This window comes from Fusobacterium sp. JB019, assembly GCA_030673965.1.
Classification (GTDB): Bacteria; Fusobacteriota; Fusobacteriia; order Fusobacteriales; family Fusobacteriaceae; genus Fusobacterium_B.
The window spans coordinates 389248-411847 of sequence record JAUTCN010000002.1 but is presented as its reverse complement, the minus strand read 5'-3'; the positions used below and the strand labels follow the sequence as shown (position 1 = coordinate 411847).

Here is a 22600-nt window from a genome sequence, read left to right as displayed (position 1 = left end):
TATGAATAAAAAAATAATTATTTTATTAATGACCTCAATTTTTTTTAATGGATGTAATAATTTGAAAAAAGATTACGAAAATACAAGTAATAAAGTAGAGATGTATACTAAAATATCAAAAAATAATGAAATTAATAGTGAGTGGTGGAAGGAATACAAGGATGAAAATCTAAATTATTTAATAGAATTAGGTTTGAAAAATAATAAAGATTTATTAAAAGGAGCTATAGGTATAAATAAGGCTCTATATAAGGCAAATATAATTGGAAGTGATTTAGTTCCTGAATTTAGTGGAACCCTTAGTTCATCAGCATCTAAAAATATAAAAAATGGAGAAAGTTCAGTTTTAAGTCACACTGGAAAAATAGGAATAGATTATGAAATAGATTTATGGAGAAGACTCTCTGATATGAAGGATTCAAAGGAATGGGAATATAAAGCGACTATTCAAGATTATGAAGAAATAAAATTAGTATTAATAAACAATATAATTAATTCTTATTTTTCAATAATTTATTTTGAAAATTACATTCTTGTGAGCAAGGATATGATCAAAAATTATGAGAAGATAGAAAAAATGGTATCTGATAAATATAAGTACGGAGTTTTAGATGGTTCTGATAAGGAAGAAGCTAAAAGAAAAATCTTAGAAAGTAAAAATAGTTTATTAAGTTATGAAAAGGAAAAGAAAGAACAAGAGAGCTTAATGAGAAATCTTTTGAATTTAAAACCAGATAAGAAATTAAAAATTACTCCTAAGAAAATGGATAAAATAAAAAATATAGGTGTGGATTTAAATGTTCCTATTAAAGCAATAGGGAATCGTCCTGACATAAAAGCTTATGAATACAGATTAAAAAGTATGTTTAAAAATGCAAGATCAAGTGAAAAACAAATATATCCCAATATAACTTTAAGTTCTAGTCTAACTTCTAGCAGTGAAAAGATAAAAAATACTTTAAAATCTCCAGTGGGATTAGGGGGGATAAGTATAAGCCTTCCATTCTTAAACTGGAATGAAGTAAAATGGGGAATAGAAACAGATAAGGCCTCTTATTTAGAAGCTAAGGAAAACTTTGAACAAGGAATAACAAAAGCTTTAAACTCTATAGATTATAATTATTTTGCATATATAAGTGAATTAGAAAATTATAATAATGCCTTAAAAATAGGAAAGGTTAATGAGACGATAGCTAAAAATTATGAGAATAAATATAAAAATGGAAGCCTTGGAATTGATGACTGGCTTACTTCTTTAAATACTAAATTATCTTCTCAGTTAGATATTATAAAGGGAAAATATGAAATAATAGAAGCAGAGAATAAAATTTATCAAAGTATGGGAGGAAAACTAACTGTTTCTTCTAAATAAATAAAATAAAAGATTCTGTTAGTTTTCTAGCAGGATCTTTTTATATTAAAAAATTTCTTGAAAAAAATAACAAAAAGTTGTAAGATAGAATGCAAATAAAAAAAGAAAGGAAAATAAATGAGTACATTATTAAATATTATATGGTTATTTTTAGGAGGCTTAGTTTTATCATTAAGCTGGGTTATAGCAGGGATACTAAGCTTCATATTTATAGTAACTATTCCATTTGCCAGCGGATGTTTTGAAATGGCAAGAGCAACATTAAGTCCTTTTGGAAAGGATGTTACATTGAAAAGGCATTTAGGAAGTGAGTTAAGACCAATATCAGCATTTTTTTGGATAATATTATTTGGTATATGGTTAGCTGTAGGACATATTATATCAGGAATATCTTTATGTTTGACTATAGTTGGAATTCCTATGGGATTACAAAATTTTAAGCTTGTGAGAGTAGCTTTTAATCCATATAAGTATGCTTTGGTAGAAGGAAGATAATTAAATTAAGAAAAGATTATATAGTTATAAAGATTATATGGTCTTTTTTTTTATTTTCAAAATAAATGTTATTTTAAGTTTCTGTCCTTTAATGAGACCTTTACTTTTATTTTAGTATAAAAAGGCCTAAAATACTTGAAATTTTGCAAAGAAAGGAGTAAAATTAAAAATGGGCTTACAAAAATAGGAGGGGAGATATGGAAATGAAAAAAACATTATTAGTTTTAACGTTACTTGGTAGTATTGGAACAGTTGCAAATGCAGTGACAGCATCTAGTGGAAAAGAATATGATAGAGTTATCATAGCTCATAGAGGTGCTTCAGGATATTTGCCAGAACATACTTTGGAAGCAAAAGCTTTAGCATTTGCTGAAGGAGCAGATTATTTAGAGCAAGATTTAGCTATGACAAAGGATGATAAACTAGTTGTTATTCATGATCATTTTTTAGATGGTTTAACAGATGTAGCTAAAAAATTTCCAAATAGAGCAAGAAAAGATGGTCGTTATTATGTTGTAGATTTTACTTTAGCAGAAATTCAAACATTATCAATGACAGAAAATTTTAAAACTGTTGATGGTAAACAAGTACAAGTGTATCCAGATAGATTCCCAATGTGGAAATCTCATTTTGAAATTCATACTTTTGAACAAGAATTAGAATTTATTCAAGGATTAGAAAAATCAACAGGAAGAACAGTTGGTATTTATCCTGAAATAAAAGCTCCTTGGTTCCATCATCAAAATGGAAAGGATATTGCAAAAGCAACTTTAGAAGTATTAAAAAAATATGGTTATACAACTAAAGATAGTCCTGTTTATTTCCAAACATTTGACTATAATGAACTAAAACGTGTAAAGACAAAATTATTACCTGAAATGGGAATGAATTTAAAACTAGTTCAATTAGTTGCTTATACTGATTGGCATGAAACAGAAGAAAAAAATTCAAAGGGTGAATGGGTAAATTATGATTATAGCTGGATGTTTGAAAAAGGTGCTATGAAAGAAATATCTAAATATGCAGATGGAATTGGTCCAGGATGGTATATGATGATAGATGACAAAAATTCAACTAAAGGTCATGTGAAATTAACTCCAATGGCAGGATATATTAAAACTTCAGGAATGGAATGTCATCCTTATACAGTAAGAAAAGATGCGTTACCAAATTATTTTGATAATGTAAATGAAATGTATGAAACATTACTTTATAAAGCAAATGCAACAGGATTATTTACAGATTTTCCTGATTTAGGTGTTAAATACGTTCAAAGCAAATAAATATAGATATTAATTTATAAAGAACCTCTAAAATTATTTTAGAGGTTCTTTTTTTCTTGGGAGTATATTATTTTTAGAGCTGTATACCCATAGATATTAGGATTATATAAATGTTTTATCTTTTTGTAGATGTTTTTATCTTCTATAGAATTAACATTTTCTTCAAGCCAGTTATAAGATTCTATTTCTTTAGAATACATTAAATTTTTATTTGAAAGACCCTGAGTATCTATAGGAGAAGTAGTGGGATAGGTTTTTTCTATCCATTCTCCAATGTTTTTTTCAATATTTTCTGGAATATTTATTGAAAAAGAATTTAATGATAAAATAAATATAAATATTAATATTTTTTGCATTTAATTCACATCCTTTATATATAATTTCGCTGTTAATTATATACCTATATTTAATTAAGTCAAGTTATTTATTCAAAAACATTGACATTTGTTAATAGGGGGAGTAGGATAAAATTATATCAATATTTAATAAAGGAGGAAATAGATATGGAAGGTAGAAATAAAACATATGTTTGTTTTGACGCAGAGGATATACCTATGTATGAATTAATGCAAACATGGAACGAAAATGATAATTTTGATTTTAATTTTTATGATGCTTGTTATTCTGATGAAAGTTGTTCTGAAGATGCAGAAGAAATGGAAAGAATGGTAAGCAAAAAAATGATTGATGCAAAAGTTTTGGTTGTTTTAATTGGGGAAAAGACGAAATATCTACACAAATATATTAAATATGAAATTCAGTTGGCAATTGATGCGGATCTTCCTATTATAGCAGTTAATTTAAATGGTAAAGATAAAATAGATGAGGAAAGATGCCCTATTATGATAGATAAAGCTCTTTCTCTTCATATAGCTTTTGGAGAAAAAGAGTTGAGAACAGCTTTAGAAAAATGGCCATCATATCATGAAGCTTATAGTGAAAAAGGAGATAATAAAAATTATACTTTAGAAGATTTAGATTAATAAAAAGATTTAGAATAAATAGAATCCTCTTATAAAAAGAGGATTCTATATTTTAATTAATTATAATTTTTTAATAAAGATCTACTTTTAATGGAGTATAAAAATAAATAAAAAGTTAAAAGACTATCTATTAAAATTCCGGTACCAAATATTAAAGAAATATTTATAACTGATAATTTTATAGTTCCATATTTATATAAAATTAAAATAAAACTATAATAAACAATATTAACAAATAAAGATTGAATTAGCATTAAGTCTGTTCTACCTAAAGCATAGAAGACACTATCGATTATATTATTATAAGAGAAAACTATCATAAAAATTAATAATGTGAAAATAATTTTAATAACATTTTCACTGTCTTGTACATTCATCATTTTTTCTAAAAATAATTTCCAAAAAGGTATGGTGATTATCCAAAAGAAGATAATAAAAGACGTTGTTTTAAAATAGTCTTTTAATCTTTTATTTAGATCATTATAATTTTCTGAAATTTCTTTTTTAATTAAATTTCCTAAAGCTAAAATAGGTACTAATAGCCAACCCCAAATAAAATTATTAGCTATCCAAAAATTTCCTTGATTTGAAATCATATTCATCATTTTTAAGATAATGAATATAAATGTTAAATTTCTAATTGCAGATTCTATTCCTGAAAAACTACCTACTTTAATCCATTCTAAAATCCATTTAAATTCAATTTTTTTAAATTTAAGAATATTGATATTCATATTTTTAAGCATAATAATTATAATTATCAACAAAATAAAATTGTTTAAAATATTACTAATAGCAATTCCGTTTACTCCTATATTAAAAGATAGATTTAGATTACTGATAAACAATATATCGAATAAAATATTTAAACCTGTCTTTAAGATTAATAATTTAAATATTCTTTTGATGCTGTTTAAGCTGATTAAAAAAATCATCATAAAATTATAAATAACATCAAACAAGATAGATATTAGTTCTAGTCTGATATAAATCATGCTTTGAGAAATTAAATTTTTTCTTTGGGACATAAAATTGAGAAGAGATTCTAAGTTAAGATTAATTATAATAATAATAAATAGGTATATAGTTAAAGAGAAAATTATACCAGTAGTTATTTTATTTTCTAAATCTTTTAAATTAGATTTAGATTTGCCAATAATATAAAATAAAGGCAATAATAACATTTCACTAACAGATTCAAAAATTAAATTAATCCAACTTATTTGAGATGCTATATTTATGCCTGAATCACTAGGTATATTTCCTAGCCAAAAAATTCTAAAGGTTGAATATAATGTTGGTAAAAATAATGTTAACAATAATACAAAATACATTCTGAGTCTTTCATTTTTTAAAATTTTCATAGTAGTCCTTTCTTAACAGTGAAATAATTATTTAGTTGTTGAATGTTTTGTTGGTCAAAACATAAACATTATACTATTTTTGTAAAGATATGACTAGGTTTTGCTTTAATTTTATTATTTTACTTGATATAATTATATGGGGAAAATAAAAAGGAGGATAAATGAATTTACATTTAAAAGTTATAGAAATGCCAAAAAAATTAAGAGAATGGGCAGAAAAGCAAGAAGAGCAGCAGGCAAAACATGTTGGTACACATATAGATGTTTATTATAAAACTAAATTAGATGATTCTCTAAAAGAGTGTAGAGGAATAGTTTTGGATGTTAGAAATATTGAAAAAATAGGAATAGAAATTTTAAAGGATAAAGCCATAAGGAAGGATGATTTTGTTATCTTTAGAACTGGATACATGGAAAAATTTGGTTACGGGAGTGATAGCTATTTTTCTATTGAAAAAGCTCCTTATTTAACAGATGAATTGGTTGATAAATTAATAGGAATAGGAGTGAAATTAATAGGAATAGATTTCCATTCTATTCAATTAGGAGAAAATCATATAAAAATTGATAAGTATGCAGAAAGCAAAGGAACTTTTATAGTGGAGAATATGAATAACTTAGATAAAGTTTCTGAAATTTTAAATTTAAAGTTGAGATGGTCTCAATCAAGGGAGGCTACAGCGATTCCCGTTTTTATAGAAAGTTTAATATAACTTCAAATATTTTTTTGAGTTGACAAAGGAGAAAAGTGGTTATATACTCAAGTTAAGAGTGTTATTGGACGCTCACCCTAATTAAAAAAGGTTAGTTGCTATCTATTTTAAAGTTGGAGGTTGCCGATGGATAAAAAAGGATATAATTTTAAGATTTTGATGTTAGGTGTTTTTGTAGCTATGTTTTCTGTTGGGTTAGGAGCTCAAGCAAAACCAAAATATAAAGATAGTGAAGCTTATGTTATGGTTAAACAAGAAGGCCAAATGATGATGCAAGATAAAAAAGGCCAAATGCATAAAATGATGATAGAAGACGGAAAAATGATGATACAAGACAAAAATGGGAAAATGTATCAGCTAGTTGAAAGAAATGGTAGAATGTATGAAAAAATCGAAAAAGATGGACATATGATTTTGATAGAGCAAAATGGTCAAATGATGATGAGAGATAAAAAAGGTAAAATGCATAAAATGATGAGCGATGATGGAAAAATGATGATACAAGATAAAGATGGAAAAATGTATGAAATGGCTGAAAAAGATGGTAAAATATATGAAGTTATAAGAGGAAACAATAAACAAATGCAAGAAAACATGAAAGATGAAGCAAATGAAATGGCAAAAAGAAAAGGTAAAAAAATGATGAAAAAAGGTTATTAATTAATAATTTAAAATTAGATAGTAATTAACAAAATGTTGAAAGCGCCCATAAGGGTGCTTTCTTTGTTTTTTTATTTAAAAAACAAAGATAAGTTATTTGACAAAGCTTTATACTAGTTATATACTCGAAGTAAGGAGTGTTAATATTACGCTCTATTTAATCATTATTTATTTAAAGTGGAGGTTATAAACTATGGAAAGAAAATTGAATTTTAAAATTTTAATGTTAGGTGTTTTTGTAGCTTTGTGTTCTGCTAGTTTTGCCCAATCACATTCTCAATATAAAGTAATGAAACAAGATGGTAAGATGATGATGCAGGATAGTAAAGATGGAACAATGTATAGAATGATGAAACAAGATGGGCATATGATGATGCAAGATAGAGATGGGCATATGCACATGTTAAAAAATAAAAATGGTCAAATGATGATGCAAGATAAAGATGGAAGAATGCATATGATGATGCAAGAACAAGACGGAAGAATGTACAAAATGATGAAGCAAGAAGGTCAAATGATGATGCAAGGTAGAGACGGTCATATGTATATGATGAAGAGTAAAAATGGTCAAATGTTAATGCAGGATAAAGATGGAAGAATGCATAGAATGATGCAGGATAGACATGGGAATATTTATAAGTTAGAAGAACAAGATGGTAAGATGATGATGCAAGGTAGAGATGGAAAAGTTAAACCAATAAAAACTAAAGATGGTCAAATGATGATGAGAGGCGAAGATGGAAAAATGTATATGATGATACGTGGTGAAGATGGTCATATGTATAAAGTAATGAAATAAAATAAGAGATAATATTGATAATAAAAAAAAGCATCCTATGATGCTTTTTTTTGTTGTTTTAAAACAAAAAAAACTTGACTTTATAGTTAGTAAGGGTTAGGATTAAACAACTTAAGAAAGTAAACGAAATGTATTTTATATAAAGTAGGGGGAAGAGATGAGCCAATTGAGTAAAGAAAGAAAAGAGAAAGTTATTACTGATTTATTTATGAAAGTTCATGGGAAGGCAGTTGCAGCATCTAAGATTCCTAGAGAGTTTGGTACAGGGGAGGAATTGTTTTCTAGTGAAATACATACAATTTATTATATAGGAGTTAACAAAGGGGTAAATTTAACAGAATTATCAAATTTTATGGAAATTTCTAAAGCGGCTGCATCTAAATTTGTAAATAAGATGCATAAAAAAGGATATATAATTAAAGAAAATAATCCAGTTAATAAAAAAGAAATAGTGTTAGTGTTATCTGAAAAAGGGAAAAAAGCCTTTGATAGTCATGAAGTTTATCACTCGGATATATATGATAAAATTAAAGAACTTTTAGATAAATATGGTGAAAAAGAAATTGAGACTATAATTAAATTTTTATTGGATGTAGATGAATATTTTTTAAGAGAAAGAGCAGCTAATAAAAAAGAAGTGTAAAATTAAATTGATTATTAAGATAGAAGTCTTAAACTTGACATTATATATTGTGTCTGATAACATTAGTTATGGGAGGAATATATATGAAAATAACATCAAGATTTACAATAGCAATACAAACTATGCTGTGTATAGCAGCATTTTCAAAGGATAGAAAAGTAACATCTAATTTTATTGCAGGGAGTACAAATGTTAATCCTGTAATAATAAGAAGATTAATAGGTCAATTAAAAGAAGCAGGTTTAGTTGAGGTTAAAGCAGGAGTTGGAGGAACGAAAATAAAAAAAGATTTATCAGATATAACTTTACTAGATATATTTAATGCAATTCAAGCAGTTGAAGAAAATTTTTTTAATTTTCACATGAACCCTAATTGCGATTGTCCATTGGGTAAAAATATTCATACAATTCTTGATTCTCATTTAAATGAAATTCAAGAAGCGATGACCGATAAGATGAAAAGTAAAACTTTACAAATGTTATTTGATGAGACAAAACAATATATATAAAGAATGCGGATTGATATCTGCATTTTTTTTATATTTTTTTGAGTTGTAACAATTGACATTACAACTCTTGTGTGGTACACTGATGTAACAAGAAAAGTTACAACTGGTATTTTTTATTTTTTATTAACTAAAAGGAGAAATATATGGAACTATTAAATATTTTAAACAAAAGATTTTCTACTAAGAAATTTATTCCAAATAAGGAATTATCAAAAGAACAAATAGAAATGGTAGAAAATTTATTGCAATTATCACCTTCTTCTACTAATGCACAACCATGGCATTTTATATTAGCTTCAACTAAAGAAGGAAAAGAAAAAATTGCAAAATCAGCAGCAGGTTTTTATAAATTTAATGAAGAAAAAGTTTTAGATGCAAGTGCAGTAGTTGTATTTTGTGGAAGGCATGATGTAGATGAAAAGTATTTGCTAGAAGTTTTAGAAAAAGAAGATAAAGATGGAAGATTTTCAGAAAAACAAATAAAGTTAGATCAACATTCAGGGAGAAGTTTTTTTGTGAATAAACATAGATATGAGCTTAAAGATATAGAACATTGGGCAGAAAAACAAGTGTTTTTAAATTTAGGGCAATTTTTGTTAGGAGTAGCTATTTTAGGTTTGGATGCTATTCCTATGGAAGGTTTTGATTTTAACGTATTAGACGAAGAATTTAAATTAAGAGAAAAAGGATTTACTTCGTGTGTAGTTGTATCTATAGGGTATCATTCAGAAGATGACTTTAATGCTAAATTACCTAAATCAAGATTAGCAAAAGAAACAATAATAGAAAGAATATAAAAAACATTTAGAAGTCATTTGACAAAACATTATACTAGTTATATACTCGAGGTGAAGAGCGTTAACATTACACTCCGTTTAATTATTAATTAATATCTGTTTTAATTGGAGGCGAAATATGAAAAAATTTAAAATGTTAGGTTTGGGTATATTTGCAGCTTTTCTTCTAGTTGGTTGTTCTAATATGTATAACAATAAAAAAGAAGAATTAGGAACAATGATGATGAGAGATAAAAGCGGGAAAATGATGATGGTAGAAGACAATCAAATGATGATGAAAGATGGTCAGATGATGTTAGTTAAAGACAAAGATGGAATGATGCATAAAGTAATGATGAAAGATGGAAAAATGATGATAAATAGGGATGGTCAAATGTGTGAAATAATGATGAAAGATGGAAAAGTTTATAAAGTTGGATATTAAAAAAAATCGGAAGATAGTGGTAATAATTCTTTAAAACACCCTGAGGGGTGTTTTTTTGTTTTTGATGACTAGTTTCTAACTTTGCGTTTGACAAATGGATAGGTGGATAGTATACTCAAGGTATAGTGTTATCTTTACTGGACTTTTCAATTAAATATTAGCAAATTAACTACTGCCTCTTAATAAATTTTTTGGGGGGTAAAGATGAAAAGAATTAAATTTAAGACTTTGATGTTAAACCTTGTTATTATGCTTTTTGCAGTTCTTTGTGTAGGTTGTAATAATTTTTCCATAAGAAACAAAAAAGATAAGCCAAAAATAGGTATTGCTTGGAGAAAAGATTTTAAAAATGAGGACTATTCAGAAAGTCTTCAAGTGTATATAGATGGTGTTGAAAAAGCTGGAGGTATAGCAGTTGTATTACCAAAAGTTACTGGAGAAGAAGAAGCTAAAGCTGCTTTAGCAACTGTAGATGGATTAATTATGACAGGAGGAGAGGATGTTAACCCTTCTTATTACGGGGAAAAACCTCATAGAAACCTAGAAAAAACAAATTCAGCTAGAGATACTTCTGATTTCTGGATGATAACAGCAGCATTAAAAGATGATATGCCTATGTTAGCAACTTGTCGTGGATTACAAATGTTAAACGTAGTATGTGGTGGAACATTATATCAAGATATTCCAACACAATACAAAACAAATATAGTTCATAGAGATCCTAGAAAAGAAAATTTTGTATATCATAAAATTAATATAAAAAGAGGAACTCACTTAAGTGCTATTATGGGACCAGAAGATATAACAGTTAATTCTTGGCATCATCAATGTATAAAAGATTTAGGGAAAAATCTAGAAGTTGTAGCAACAGCTCCAGATGGAATTATTGAAGCTGTAGAATATAAAGGTGCAACTTTTGTAGAAGCTCTACAATTCCATCCAGAATGGCATGTTCATGATGGAGATGAAGAGTTTATAGTTTTCTTTAGAGCTCTTGTAAAATATGCCGATGAAAACGAATAATATTTATTTTTAGTGTAAATAAAGAGGCAGTATTTGATTTTATAAATTGAAAATATAAATTTTTTAAAAAAAAGCTTTACAAAAGAAAAAATGTATGATAGTATATGCAAAATTAAATAAAGAAATCCAATGATTAGAAGTAGTAATCATTAAATTGTTTGTTTTAGCGAGTCGTCGGTTGGTGGAAAGGACGGTACAAATGTTGATGATGAATGGATCTATGAGGAGCGAGGTGAAATATAGTAGCTGCAGCCGGGTTCTCCCGTTACAGAGATAAGATATCGAATTAGAAAATTCCGTATTAAAAACTATTATGGTTATTATTACGTCTTTTTATAGACGTTTTTTTTATAATAACTTATGGGTGGCATAGCGAGTTAATCGTCCCAGTTTTTTGGGACGATTTTTTTTATACTTTTTTATACTGGAGGGGCAAAATGAAATTAAAAACTTACGAAAAAATTATTTCAGGTGATATAGAAACACCGATCACCTTATTTAAAAAATACATCAAAGATGAAGTTGGCTTTTTACTAGAAAGTGGTGAAAAATTTCATCCAAAGGGAAGGTATTCATTTCTTGGAAAACCTTATATGTTCCTAAAAGGAGATGAAAAATCTATTAGAGTTCAAAAGGATCATAGCTTAAAAATTCTTAAGGGAAATCCATTTGACATAATAAAAAAATATTTAGATGAAATAGATGTTGAAAATACAACAAGACTTGATTTTGTAGGAGGAGCAGTAGGAGCTATTTCCTATGACAGTATAAGATTTTACGAAAGAATACCAAATGAAAATAAAGATGAGATAAATACTCCAGTTGTAGATTTGTTGTTCACAAAGGAATTTTTAGCTTATGATCATTTATATCAAAAAATACATATTGTTGTTTTAGAAGAACCTACTAAGGAGGGGGAAGAGAAGGCAGAGGAAAGGATTGAAGAAATTGAAAGCCTTATAAATAAAGATGTGAAATTAAATTATGAACTTGAAGATTTCCATATTGATTTTAAAAGTAATGTTACAAAGGAAGAGTTTATAAATAATGTGAAAAAGGCTAAAGATTATATATATGCAGGGGATATATTCCAAGTTGTTTTAAGTCAAAGGTTTAGTGGAATAAAAAAAGATGTTGATTCATTGGATTTATATAGAAAATTAACTCAAGTTAATCCTTCTGCCTACATGTATTATCTTAAAATGAATAATTATGAAGTTATAGGTTCTAGTCCAGAGATGTTAGTTGAAGTAAATAATAATATAGTTAAAAATTGTCCGATAGCAGGAACAAGAAAAATATCAAAGGATGAAGGAGAAAATAAAAGAATTAAAGAAGAACTTTTAAAGGATGAAAAGGAAATATCTGAACATAATATGTTAGTTGATTTAGGGAGAAATGATATGGGAAGAATTGCAAAGATAGGCTCTGTAAAGGTTCCAAATTATTTAAATGTAAAAGATTGTTCTCATGTAATGCATATAACATCCTTAGTAGAAGGAGAACTTAGGGAAGATAAAAGTATATTTGATGCTTTTAAAAGTTTCTTTCCAGCAGGGACATTAAGTGGTGCTCCTAAAATTAGAGCTATGGAAATAATTGATGAATTAGAAAACTTAAAACGTGGAGTTTACGGAGGAGCAGTTGGATATTTTGGATTTAATAATACAATGGATACTTGTATAGCAATAAGAACAATTGTGAAAAAAGATGATGTTATAAATATACAAGCTGGAGCAGGGATAGTATATGATTCAGATCCTGAAGCTGAGTATGAAGAAACTATAAATAAATTAAGAGCTTGTGTTAAAGCTATAACAGGAAAGGAGATATTATGATAGTAATGATAGATAACTATGATTCATTTACTTATAACCTATATCAATATGTTGGGAAATACAATAAAGATATAGTTGTGTATAGAAATGATGAAATAACTTTAGAGGAATTAGATAAGCTAGACATAAAGGGAATAATTATAAGTCCAGGTCCCAAAACTCCCTATGAAGCAGGAATAACAATTCCAGTAATAGAAAAATACTATAATAAAATTCCTATACTTGGAATATGTTTAGGGCATGAAGCTATAGGAGTTGTCTTTGGTGGGAAGCTAGCTCACAGCAAAAAAATAATGCATGGTAAAACAAGTAAGATAGATTTAAATGATGATAAATTATTTGCAAATATGCCAAGTAAGATAAAAGTAGCAAGATATCATTCTTTAATAGTGGAAGATTTACCAGAAGATTTGGAGATTTTAACTTCTGCTGGTGATGAAATAATGGGGATAAAACATAAAGATTATGATGTTTATGGTCTTCAGTTTCATCCAGAATCAATACTTACAGAAAGTGGTGACAGAATAATAGCAAATTTTGTGAATTTATGTAGATAGGAGGAATTTATGAAAGAAATAATAAAAAAACTAGTTAATATGCAAGATTTAGATGCAAAAGAAATGGAATATGCAATGAACTATATTATGAATGAAGAAAGTGATGATATTCTTATTAGTAGTTTTTTAACAGCTCTTTTAATAAAAAAAGAAACTCCTGTTGAAGTTACTGCTGGAGCGAAGGTTCTTAAAAATCTAGCTACAAAAGTTCATGTGGATAATAAAGTTATGGTTGATGTAGTTGGAACTGGAGGAGATGCTTCTAATACTTTTAATATCAGCACTGCAACTTCTATAGTTCTTGCTGCAAGTGGTCTTTGTGTTATAAAACATGGTAACCGTTCAGTTTCTAGTAATTGCGGTAGTGCAGATGTTTTGGAAGGATTAGGAGTTAATATAAATTTAGATCCTGATAAAGCAAAAAGATGCGTTGAAAAATGCAATATAAGTTTCTTGTATGCTCCTTTGTTTCATAAAGCAATGAAAAATGTTGGAAAGGTTAGAAAAAATTTAGGATTTAGAACAATTTTTAATATAATGGGACCTCTTATAAATCCAGGATCTGCAAATCATATGCTAGTTGGAGTTTATGAAGAAAGACTAATGGATATTTACGGGAAAGTTTTAAAGAATTTAGGTGTAAAAAAAGCTCTTATAGTTCACGGAGAAGATGGATTAGATGAAATAACTTTAACAAGTAATACTAAAATCTTAGAGTTAAATGAAAAAGATATAAAAAAATATACTTTGAATCCTGAAGACTTTGGGATGAATAAATGTACAAAGGAAGATCTTAAGGGAAAAGATGCTAGTTTTAATAAGAAAATAATAAGAGATATTTTTGCAGGAGAAAAAGGACCCAAAAGAGATATTGTTATATTAAATTCAGCTGCTGCAATGTATGCTTCTAACTTAGTTTCTTCCATAGAAGAGGGGATTTTAAGAGCTAAAAAAATAATAGATGAGAAACTAGCTTTAAAAAAATTAGAAGAATTTATAATAGTTAGTAATGAGGTGTAGGTATGGAAGAATATTTGAAAAAAATTGTAGATGCAAAATTAAAATTTATAGAAAAAAAATATAAAACTAAAAGGAAGATGACTTTTTATGAAGCTTTAAAAAAAGAAGGGTTAAGTATAATTGGTGAAATAAAAAAAGCTTCTCCTTCCAAGGGATTGATAAAAGAAGATTTTAATCCTTGCAAATTAGGAAGAAAATATAATATCTGTGTAGATGCTATCTCAGTGTTAACAGAGGAAGAATTTTTCTTAGGAAGGGATGAATATTTGCAAAATGTAGCAAAAGAAGTTGAAATTCCTGTTCTTTGTAAAGATTTTATTTTGGATAAGATTCAAATTTATAATGCAAAGGCTCTAGGTGCAAGTGCGATATTATTAATTGTAAATATTTTACATAAAAAGAAATTAAAGGAACTTTACGACACAGCAAAGTTAATAGATTTAGATGTCTTGGTGGAAGTTCACACAAAGGAAGAGATAGATATAGCTTTAGATATTGGAGCAGATATTATAGGTATAAACAATAGAGATCTTAAAAGTTTTACCACTGATGTAAAAAATACAATAGATTTAAGAAGATATATTCCTAAAAATATTTTAGTTGTTAGTGAATCAGGTATAAAAAATGAAGAGGATATTAAAAAGCTATCAAAGGTAAAAATTGACGGTATTTTAGTTGGTGAAAGTTTTATGAGAGCTCCTTCTATGAAAAATTTGGCAAGGGAATTTAAAGAAAATTATTCTAATTAAAAAGGAAAAATTATGGAAATAAAAATATGTGGAATTAAAGAACTAGAAGAGATAGAAATAATAAATGAGTTTAATTTAAAATATGCTGGCTTTATTTTTTCTAATTCTAAAAGAAAGATTCCTTTGGCTAAGGGAATGATTTTAATTAGAAATTTAAGGAAGGGTATTTTACCAGTTGGAGTTTTTGTAAATGAAGATATTTCTTTTGTTATAAAAGCAATTGAAATATGTGGGCTTAAAATTATTCAGCTTCATGGAAATGAGAGTATAAAATATATAAGAGAATTAAAAAGAAATTTAAAGTCAAGAAATATAAAAATATGGAAAGTTGTACATGTTAAGGAAGAGTTAGATATTCTAGAATTAAAAAAATATAAAATGGTTGATGGGATATTATTTGAAACCTTCAAAAAAGGAAAGTTCGGAGGTACTGGAGAAAGTTTTGATTGGGGATTAATAAAAAACATAAAATTAGATCAAAAGAAAATTCTTGCAGGGGGAATAAATAGTGAGAATATAAAAAATGCAATAAATATTTCAAAGGCTGATGTTATAGATGTTAATTCAGGAGTTGAGACAAATTTAATAAAGGATAGAGAAAAAATAAAATTATTATTTGAAAACATTAATTAATGAAAGGAAGGTTATGTTATGACAAAATTTGGAGAATTCGGAGGACAATATGTTCCAGAAAGTTTAATGAATCCATTATTAGACTTAGATAAAGAATTGAAAGAGGCTTTAAATGATAAGGAGTTTATGGATGAATATAATTATTATTTAAAGGAATATGTGGGAAGAGCAAACCCTTTATATTATGCAAAGGCTCTTAGTGAGAAATACGGGAAAGCAAAAATATATTTAAAAAGAGAAGATCTAAATCATACAGGAGCTCATAAAATAAATAATGTTCTAGGGCAAGTTTTATTAGCTAAAAGAATGGGGAAAACAAAAGTTATTGCAGAAACAGGAGCTGGACAACATGGTGTGGCAGTTGCAACTGTAGCTACATTAATGGGAATGGAATGTAGAGTTTTCATGGGGAAAGAAGATGTTGAAAGACAATCTTTGAATGTATTTAAAATGAAATTATTAAATGCTGAAGTTGTATCAGTTACAAGTGGAACAAGTACTTTGAAAGATGCCACTAATGAGGCTATAAAAGAATGGGTTCGTAGTGTTGAAGATACTTTCTATGTTATAGGTTCAGTTGTAGGTCCTCATCCTTATCCTTATATGGTTAGAGAGTTTCAAAAAGTTATAGGAGAAGAGGCTAGAGCTCAAATTTTAGAAAAAGAGGGAAGACTACCAAATAGGATATATGCTTGTATTGGTGGGGGAAGTAATGCAATGGGAATATTTCATTCCTTTGTTAAAGATGAAAATGTTAAATTAATAGGAGCTGAAGCTGGTGGACTAGGAGTAAAATCAGGGAAACATGCTGTAGTTTTATCAGATGAAGTAAAACTTAATATAGGAGTTTTCCAAGGAATGAAATCAGCATTATTTACAGATGAAAATGGAAATATTTGTCCAGCTCATTCAATATCAGCAGGTCTTGATTATCCTGGTGTAGGTCCTGAGCATACTTATTTGAAAAGTGTAGATAGAGCTCGTTATGAAGTTGTAAATGATGAGGAAGCTTTAGTTGCATTAAAAGAATTATCAAGTGTTGAGGGAATTATTCCAGCAATTGAAAGTTCTCACGCAGTTGCTCTTGCTCTAAGAGAAATTGATGAAACTACAGAAGATGACATTATAATTATAAATATCTCTGGAAGAGGGGATAAGGATATGAATACAATAATGGACTATTATGAAAACAACGACATTCACAAATTAAATAAATAAGGAGTTATGACTATGAATAGATTAGAAAAAAAATTAAGAGAAAAGAAGAAAAATTTTATAGGATTTTTAACAGGGGGGGATCCTAGTTTGGAGAAATTAGGACTTATGGTTAGAGCTTTAGAAGATGGAGGCTGTGATGTTATAGAAATAGGAGTTCCTTTCTCAGATCCTTTGGCAGATGGACCAGTTATTCAAAGTGCAGGACAAAGAGCTATAGAAAAAGGAGTTAATCTAAGATCTATCTTTGACGAAATTAGTAAATTTAGAGATGAAATAAATATACCTTTAGTTTTTCTTATATATTATAATTCTATATATAATTATGGAGTAAAAGAGTTTATAAAAAGATGTGAAGAAGTTGGAATAGATGGATTGATAATACCTGACTTGCCATACGAAGAACAAGATGAAATGTTAGAATATTTAGATCAAGAAAAAGTTGCTTTAATTCCCTTTGCAACTCCTACATCAAATAACAGAATGGCAAAGACTCTTTCTAGAGGAAGTGGCTTTGTATATACAGTTTCATCTTTAGGCGTAACTGGTAGAGAATCTGATTTTTATAAGGACTTTGAAAAGTATATTGAGGAAGTTAAAAAATACTCAGATATCCCCGTAGCAGTTGGTTTTGGGATTAGTAGCTCTGAAGATGTAAAAAAAATATATGAGTATGTTGACAATGTTATTGTAGGAACAGCAATAGTTAAGAAGATAAATGAGACTAATGGAGACTATGAGGAAGTTAAAAATTACATAAAAAAACTTTTAAATTAATAAAAAATAGGATATAATACATAGGTGGCTTTATTGTGTAAGTTAAACAAATTTATTGTGTGTGTTTTGTGTGTTTTGTATCAATTGTGTGTTGTGTTATTTAATTTATGGAGTGATGTAAATGTTAAAAAGAATCATGATGTTTTTTGCAGTAGTTACATTGAGTACTAATTTATTAGGAGCAGCAAAATTAGGTGAGGAATACAAATTAGAGAAAGTGATTGAAGTTAAAGGAAGACAAGGGATAGCTATTGATAAAGATTATTATTATGTGTCTAATAGTAAAGCTTTATATAAGTATACTAAAGATGGTGAACTTGTTGCTAAAAATGAAAATCCTTTCACAAAATTAGAAAAAGAAGCAAACCATTTAGGAGACATCGATGTATGGAATGGAGAGATTTACACTGGAATAGAAATATTTCAATTTGGTGTAAGTAAAAATATTCAAGTTGCAGTTTATGATGCAAAAACTTTAGAATATAAATATTCAATTCCTTGGGATGAAACTTCAGGGCAAGTTGAAGTTTGTGGTTTAGCTGTTGATCGTGAGAGAAACATGGTTTGGATGGCAGATTGGACAAAGGGGAGATATATCTATCGTTATAATTTAGAAACTAAAAAATATGATGGAAAAGTTCATTTACGTCCTGACCCACAATACACACAAGGAATATTCTGTGTTGATGGTAAAGTGTTAATCTCTGCTGATGATGGAGACGCTGACTATGATGAAAGTGATAACATTTATATTTGTGATGTATCTGATTTAAACAAAACAGCTACATATACAAGATTATTCCGTGAAATGAAGGACTTTAGAAGAGCTGGAGAAATAGAAGGACTATCAATAGATCCTGAAACAAATGAGTTAGTTGTTTTATCAAATCGTGGAACAAAGGTTGATAGAGGAATGCCAGTTGGTTTCTATGAAGGTTATGATAAAGAAATTCATGAATTATATGTTTATAAAAAAGTGAAATAAAATTTGAATTACACAATAAAAGCTAGAGTATGAGAGTTAAAAGGAGTTGCCTATGAAAAGTTCGATTTTGAAAAGAAGTATAATTATTTTATTAGCAGCTATTTTACAAATAATGTTATTTTCATTTTTATTTACAGACTTGTTTGGTAGTATTGCACATATTGAAGGAATCTTAGCATTTGTGTCTTTATTAATTGGGTTAACTATTATTAGATCTGAATTAATAGGGAATTTTAAAATAGCTTGGATAATATTAATCTTTGTTTTTCCTGTTTTTGCAGTAATATTAATCTTCCTATTACAAAGAGATAGAAAAAAATTAAAGAAAAGCATTATGAAAAATACTCATAAATATCAAAGGAAATATACATTATATGATACTTGTCAGTTAGATTATCCTAAAAGACAAGTCCAATTACTTAATCATCATGCTCATTATAATGTATGTATAAATAATGAAACTAAATATCTTGAAATTGGGGAGAAATTTTTTAAAGAAGTTTTAATAGAGCTTGAAAAAGCAAAGAGATATATTTTCATTCAGAGTTTTATTATTAATACAGGAGAAATGTGGGGTAGTATTTTAGAAATTTTAATTGAAAAGGCGAAAGCTGGTGTTGAAGTTAAGGTTATGTATGATGATATAGGTTGTTTTGCTACTTTGGATCCTAAATATCCTAAGTTTTTAGAAAGTAAGGGGATAGAAACTGAGATATTCAATCCTGTTAAACCAGTGATTAATACAAATGTAAATAATCGTGACCATAGGAAGATTATAGTTATTGATGGGGAGGTAGCTTTTAATGGGGGGATTAATATTGCAGATGAATATATTAATGCTATTGTAAAATATGGACACTGGAAGGACATGGGAATTAAAGTTACAGGTGATTCAGCTTTTGAATTTGCAAAAATATTTTTAGAAACATGGAGCTTTACTAGAGATGTAAGTGTAGATGTGGAAAAATATAAGGGTAATATAGAAAATTCTAATAAAGCTAATGGACTTTGTATTCCATTTTCAAGTAGTCCTATTGATGAGGATAACTTAGCAGTAGATCTACTTTTAAATATTATAAGTAATGCAAAAAAATATATTTATATAACTACACCATATCTAATCATAGATGATATGATGCAAAATGCTTTGATTAATGCAGTTAAATCAGGTGTTAAAATAAAAATTATAACACCTCGTATTTGGGATAAGAAAGCAGTTCATATGCTTACTCGTTCAAATTATAAAAGACTTTGTGATTATGGAATAGAAATATATGAATATACTCCAGGATTTATTCATGGAAAAACATTGGTATCAGATGATAAATTAGCTATAGTTGGATCTATTAATTTAGATTATAGATCTTTATTTCATCATTTTGAATGTGGTACTTGGATGTATGAGACTAATTCAGTAAAAGAAGTTAGGGATGATTTTATAAATACATTAAGGGTGAGTGAAGAAATTACACAAGAAGACTATAATAAAAGCTTCATATATAATTTCTTCATAGATGTACTTTATTTATTTGCTCCTTTGATGTAAACTTGTACTTCAAGAGGAGTAGGATTGTAGCTGGCATAGTTGTCATATAATTCTCTAAATATATAAATCCCTTCCTTTGAAGGAATTAGTTTTTCTAAATATTTATTTTCAATGATTGAGATTTCATCATAATCAAAAATCTCACAGGTGAATTCCCCTTTGGGGATGACAATTAAATTTTCAATATATTTGGTATTCTTAGATATTTCTAGGAATACCATTTTTTTTATGGTGCTATTTTCATTTATAATTATTATTCCTTGATTAAACTTACTTTCTAAATCAAGATCTTCACATTGATTATAAAGGTCAGTTATTTTTTTTATAAATTCTTTTAAATTATTTACATCTCCACTCCACTTACAAGTTATAAAAAAACGTTCTTTACAGGAAATTTCGTATGTTCCTTTATGTTTTTTTATTTCTTCAGTTGTTTTTAAATGATTTGAAATATAATTTAAATTTTTTAAAGTTTTATCTATTTTAGCTTTTTTTTCATTGGCAATCTTAATTCCATCTTCTAGAAGTTTTTTTACATTTAAAAGTTTATCCTTTGCATAATAATTATGAAAGTTTTTAAGAGGAATATCTAAGTTAATGCAATTAATTATCAAATCAATTATAATCATTTGTTCAATTTTATAATATCGATATCCTGTTTCTTCATTTATGTATGCAGGTATTAATATTCCTAATCTTTCATAATATCTTAAAGATTTAACACTAACACCTTTTAAATTAGCCACTTGTCCTATTGATAAAAATTTTTCTTTATTTTCATTCATTTTCATTGACTCTCCTATTATGGTATAGTTTATACTTTCATTATATCATAAAGTAGAAAAAATATAAGGGGGATACATGTTAGAAAATTTATCAGATGATAAAAAGTTTTATAAATTTGTAATACCGTCAATTGGGGCAATGTTAGTTACAGGTTTATATTTTGTAGTGGATGGAATTTTTGTTGGAAGAGGAGTAGGGACAACTGGACTTGCAGCAGTTAATATAGCAATACCTTTCATTTCTTTGTTAACAGCAGTTACAATGATGGTTGCCATGGGTGGAGCAACTTTAACTTCAATAGAATTTGGAAAAAAAGATTATAAAAAAGCGAATAATTATTTTAATTTAAGTTTGATGATTGTTTTTTCTTTTTCTTTGTTTATGACCTTGATAAGTGTTTTATTTCCAGTTCAACTAGCAAGATTTTTAGGAGCTAGTAAAGTTTTAGAGGAAGGAACTGCTACTTATTTAAAATACTATGTTATTTTTGGAATTTTCTTTTGTGGAAGTTCTATTTTATCTGTATTTGTTAGAAATGATAATAATCCTGAACTTGCTTTGTGGGGAATGATAACAGGAGCAGTTACAAATGTTTTTCTAGATTGGTTATTAATTTTTCCATTAAACATGGGATTAAAAGGAGCTGCAATAGCATCAGGATTAGGTCAGATATTAGCTTGTATAGTTCTTTTATTTCATTTTGTAAGTGGAAAAGGAACTTTAAAAATATCAATGCCTAAAATAAATAAAAAGAATCTTTTAGATATTATAAAAATAGGAAGGCCTGAGTTTATTACTCAAATGAGTCAACCAGTTACAATATTATGTTATAATTATCTTGCTATGAAAATATTTGGGGATATTGGAGTTTCTGCATTTTCTGTAATTTCATATATACTAGTAATAGTGATTTGTGTGTTTACAGGTTTAGGTCAAGGAATTCAGCCTCTTATTAGTCAAAGTATTGGACAAAATAAAAAGGAAAAAGCTAACTATTTCTTTAAAAAAGGAATTAAATTAAATATTTTACTTTCTGTAATTATATATGGAATCATGTTAGTGTTTGGAAAAAGTATTATCTCCATATTTAATTCAGACGAGGATCTTATATCAATAGCTTATAAATGTATGAGTGTTTATGGAATTTCTTTCATTTTTGCTTCAGTTAATATTGTATATACAGTTTATTATTTAGCTACTAAAAATACAAATTATGCTTTAATTATTTCAGGGCTTAGAAGTTTTGTTTTAAATAGTATCTTTATCTTTGCAGTACCTCTAGTTTTAGGAAAAAGCTTTGTTTGGGGTGGAATGATAATGGCGGAATTATCAGTTATGTTAGTTGCTATGTTTGTATAAAAAGATGTTATTTTGTAATATAGTTTAAGTTTTCCTTTTAAAGTGGTATAATATGTAAGTGTGGTGTGTT

The 22600-nt window shown here is 27.6% G+C and carries 25 protein-coding genes and 1 other annotated feature; of the genes, 22 read left to right on the top strand and 3 right to left on the bottom strand.

The genetic code is table 11. The annotated features are described in order from the left end of the window. The first annotated feature begins 1 nt into the window (after position 1). The 3 genes from Q7K47_02205 to glpQ all read left to right on the top strand — a co-directional run bounded on the left by Q7K47_02205 (position 2) and on the right by glpQ (position 3150). Entirely contained in the window at positions 2-1372 is a 1371-nt protein-coding gene (locus Q7K47_02205; protein MDP0506019.1) for a TolC family protein, read from the top strand. Between the two features lie 117 nt (positions 1373-1489). Continuing rightward, the gene (locus tag Q7K47_02200; GenBank protein MDP0506018.1) at positions 1490-1867 is read left to right on the top strand and encodes a YccF domain-containing protein; all 378 of its coding nucleotides are present in this window, start codon (positions 1490-1492) and stop codon (positions 1865-1867) included. A 197-nt stretch (positions 1868-2064) separates the two neighbouring features. Then, positions 2065-3150 (top strand): glycerophosphodiester phosphodiesterase, encoded by a 1086-nt coding sequence (gene glpQ / locus Q7K47_02195; protein MDP0506017.1) that lies wholly within the window; start codon positions 2065-2067, stop codon positions 3148-3150. Positions 3151-3188: 38 nt separating this feature from the next. On the opposite strand, the gene Q7K47_02190 is transcribed toward glpQ, so the two are convergent. Next, the gene (locus Q7K47_02190; protein ID MDP0506016.1) at positions 3189-3506 is read right to left on the bottom strand and encodes a hypothetical protein; all 318 of its coding nucleotides are present in this window, start codon (positions 3504-3506) and stop codon (positions 3189-3191) included. A gap of 147 nt (positions 3507-3653) precedes the next feature. Between Q7K47_02190 and Q7K47_02185 the strand changes: the two genes are divergently transcribed. After that, complete coding sequence (locus Q7K47_02185) at positions 3654-4133, top strand: TIR domain-containing protein (GenBank protein ID MDP0506015.1); 480 nt, start codon at positions 3654-3656, stop codon at positions 4131-4133. A 56-nt stretch (positions 4134-4189) separates the two neighbouring features. On the opposite strand, the gene Q7K47_02180 is transcribed toward Q7K47_02185, so the two are convergent. Further along, a complete protein-coding gene (locus Q7K47_02180) occupies positions 4190-5497 on the bottom strand; it encodes an MATE family efflux transporter (GenBank protein ID MDP0506014.1) in 1308 nt (435 codons plus the stop codon). A gap of 161 nt (positions 5498-5658) precedes the next feature. Here Q7K47_02180 and Q7K47_02175 point away from each other — a divergent pair, with 161 nt between their 5' ends. The 17 genes from Q7K47_02175 (at position 5659) to cls (ending at position 20385) form a co-directional block, all read left to right on the top strand. Continuing rightward, positions 5659-6210 (top strand): cyclase family protein, encoded by a 552-nt coding sequence (locus Q7K47_02175; GenBank protein MDP0506013.1) that lies wholly within the window; start codon positions 5659-5661, stop codon positions 6208-6210. A gap of 126 nt (positions 6211-6336) precedes the next feature. Beyond that, the gene (locus Q7K47_02170; GenBank protein MDP0506012.1) at positions 6337-6870 is read left to right on the top strand and encodes a hypothetical protein; all 534 of its coding nucleotides are present in this window, start codon (positions 6337-6339) and stop codon (positions 6868-6870) included. Between the two features lie 193 nt (positions 6871-7063). Beyond that, positions 7064-7669, top strand: coding sequence for a hypothetical protein (locus tag Q7K47_02165; protein MDP0506011.1), 606 nt, complete (start codon positions 7064-7066; stop codon positions 7667-7669). 157 nt (positions 7670-7826) lie between these two features. Beyond that, on the top strand, positions 7827-8312 hold the full coding sequence (locus Q7K47_02160) for a MarR family transcriptional regulator (protein MDP0506010.1): 486 nt from the start codon (positions 7827-7829) through the stop codon (positions 8310-8312). An 83-nt stretch (positions 8313-8395) separates the two neighbouring features. After that, a complete protein-coding gene (locus Q7K47_02155) occupies positions 8396-8821 on the top strand; it encodes an Rrf2 family transcriptional regulator (GenBank protein ID MDP0506009.1) in 426 nt (141 codons plus the stop codon). A 143-nt stretch (positions 8822-8964) separates the two neighbouring features. Continuing rightward, positions 8965-9618, top strand: a complete 654-nt coding sequence (gene nfsB / locus Q7K47_02150; protein ID MDP0506008.1) for an oxygen-insensitive NAD(P)H nitroreductase — start codon at positions 8965-8967, stop codon at positions 9616-9618. 118 nt (positions 9619-9736) lie between these two features. Beyond that, positions 9737-10042, top strand: a complete 306-nt coding sequence (locus Q7K47_02145) for a hypothetical protein (protein MDP0506007.1) — start codon at positions 9737-9739, stop codon at positions 10040-10042. 204 nt (positions 10043-10246) lie between these two features. Further along, entirely contained in the window at positions 10247-11065 is an 819-nt protein-coding gene (locus Q7K47_02140; GenBank protein MDP0506006.1) for a gamma-glutamyl-gamma-aminobutyrate hydrolase family protein, read from the top strand. 120 nt (positions 11066-11185) lie between these two features. Continuing rightward, positions 11186-11457, top strand: a binding site (T-box leader). 45 nt (positions 11458-11502) lie between these two features. Further along, complete coding sequence (trpE, locus tag Q7K47_02135; GenBank protein ID MDP0506005.1) at positions 11503-12903, top strand: anthranilate synthase component I; 1401 nt, start codon at positions 11503-11505, stop codon at positions 12901-12903. Beyond that, complete coding sequence (locus Q7K47_02130; GenBank protein ID MDP0506004.1) at positions 12900-13460, top strand: aminodeoxychorismate/anthranilate synthase component II; 561 nt, start codon at positions 12900-12902, stop codon at positions 13458-13460. Before trpE ends, Q7K47_02130 begins: the two co-directional genes overlap by 4 nt. A 9-nt stretch (positions 13461-13469) precedes the next feature. Then, entirely contained in the window at positions 13470-14480 is a 1011-nt protein-coding gene (trpD, locus tag Q7K47_02125; GenBank protein MDP0506003.1) for an anthranilate phosphoribosyltransferase, read from the top strand. Between the two features lie 2 nt (positions 14481-14482). Further along, positions 14483-15229 carry an indole-3-glycerol phosphate synthase TrpC gene (gene trpC / locus Q7K47_02120; protein ID MDP0506002.1) on the top strand — a complete coding sequence of 249 codons (747 nt, stop codon included), beginning with the start codon at positions 14483-14485 and terminating at the stop codon, positions 15227-15229. A 12-nt stretch (positions 15230-15241) separates the two neighbouring features. Further along, positions 15242-15862, top strand: coding sequence for a phosphoribosylanthranilate isomerase (locus Q7K47_02115; protein MDP0506001.1), 621 nt, complete (start codon positions 15242-15244; stop codon positions 15860-15862). A gap of 18 nt (positions 15863-15880) precedes the next feature. Next, a complete protein-coding gene (trpB, locus tag Q7K47_02110; GenBank protein MDP0506000.1) occupies positions 15881-17080 on the top strand; it encodes a tryptophan synthase subunit beta in 1200 nt (399 codons plus the stop codon). A gap of 12 nt (positions 17081-17092) precedes the next feature. Next, positions 17093-17854 carry a tryptophan synthase subunit alpha gene (gene trpA, locus Q7K47_02105; protein MDP0505999.1) on the top strand — a complete coding sequence of 254 codons (762 nt, stop codon included), beginning with the start codon at positions 17093-17095 and terminating at the stop codon, positions 17852-17854. 121 nt (positions 17855-17975) lie between these two features. Then, positions 17976-18839 (top strand): hypothetical protein, encoded by an 864-nt coding sequence (locus Q7K47_02100; protein ID MDP0505998.1) that lies wholly within the window; start codon positions 17976-17978, stop codon positions 18837-18839. Positions 18840-18891: 52 nt separating this feature from the next. Next, positions 18892-20385, top strand: coding sequence for a cardiolipin synthase (gene cls, locus Q7K47_02095; protein MDP0505997.1), 1494 nt, complete (start codon positions 18892-18894; stop codon positions 20383-20385). Here the strand turns inward: cls and Q7K47_02090 are convergent. Continuing rightward, positions 20361-21176, bottom strand: a complete 816-nt coding sequence (locus Q7K47_02090; protein ID MDP0505996.1) for a MerR family DNA-binding transcriptional regulator — start codon at positions 21174-21176, stop codon at positions 20361-20363. The two genes, cls and Q7K47_02090, sit on opposite strands and share 25 nt — an antisense overlap. Positions 21177-21246: 70 nt before the next feature. Between Q7K47_02090 and Q7K47_02085 the strand changes: the two genes are divergently transcribed. Beyond that, the gene (locus tag Q7K47_02085; GenBank protein ID MDP0505995.1) at positions 21247-22530 is read left to right on the top strand and encodes an MATE family efflux transporter; all 1284 of its coding nucleotides are present in this window, start codon (positions 21247-21249) and stop codon (positions 22528-22530) included. The last annotated feature ends 70 nt before the right edge of the window (positions 22531-22600 follow it).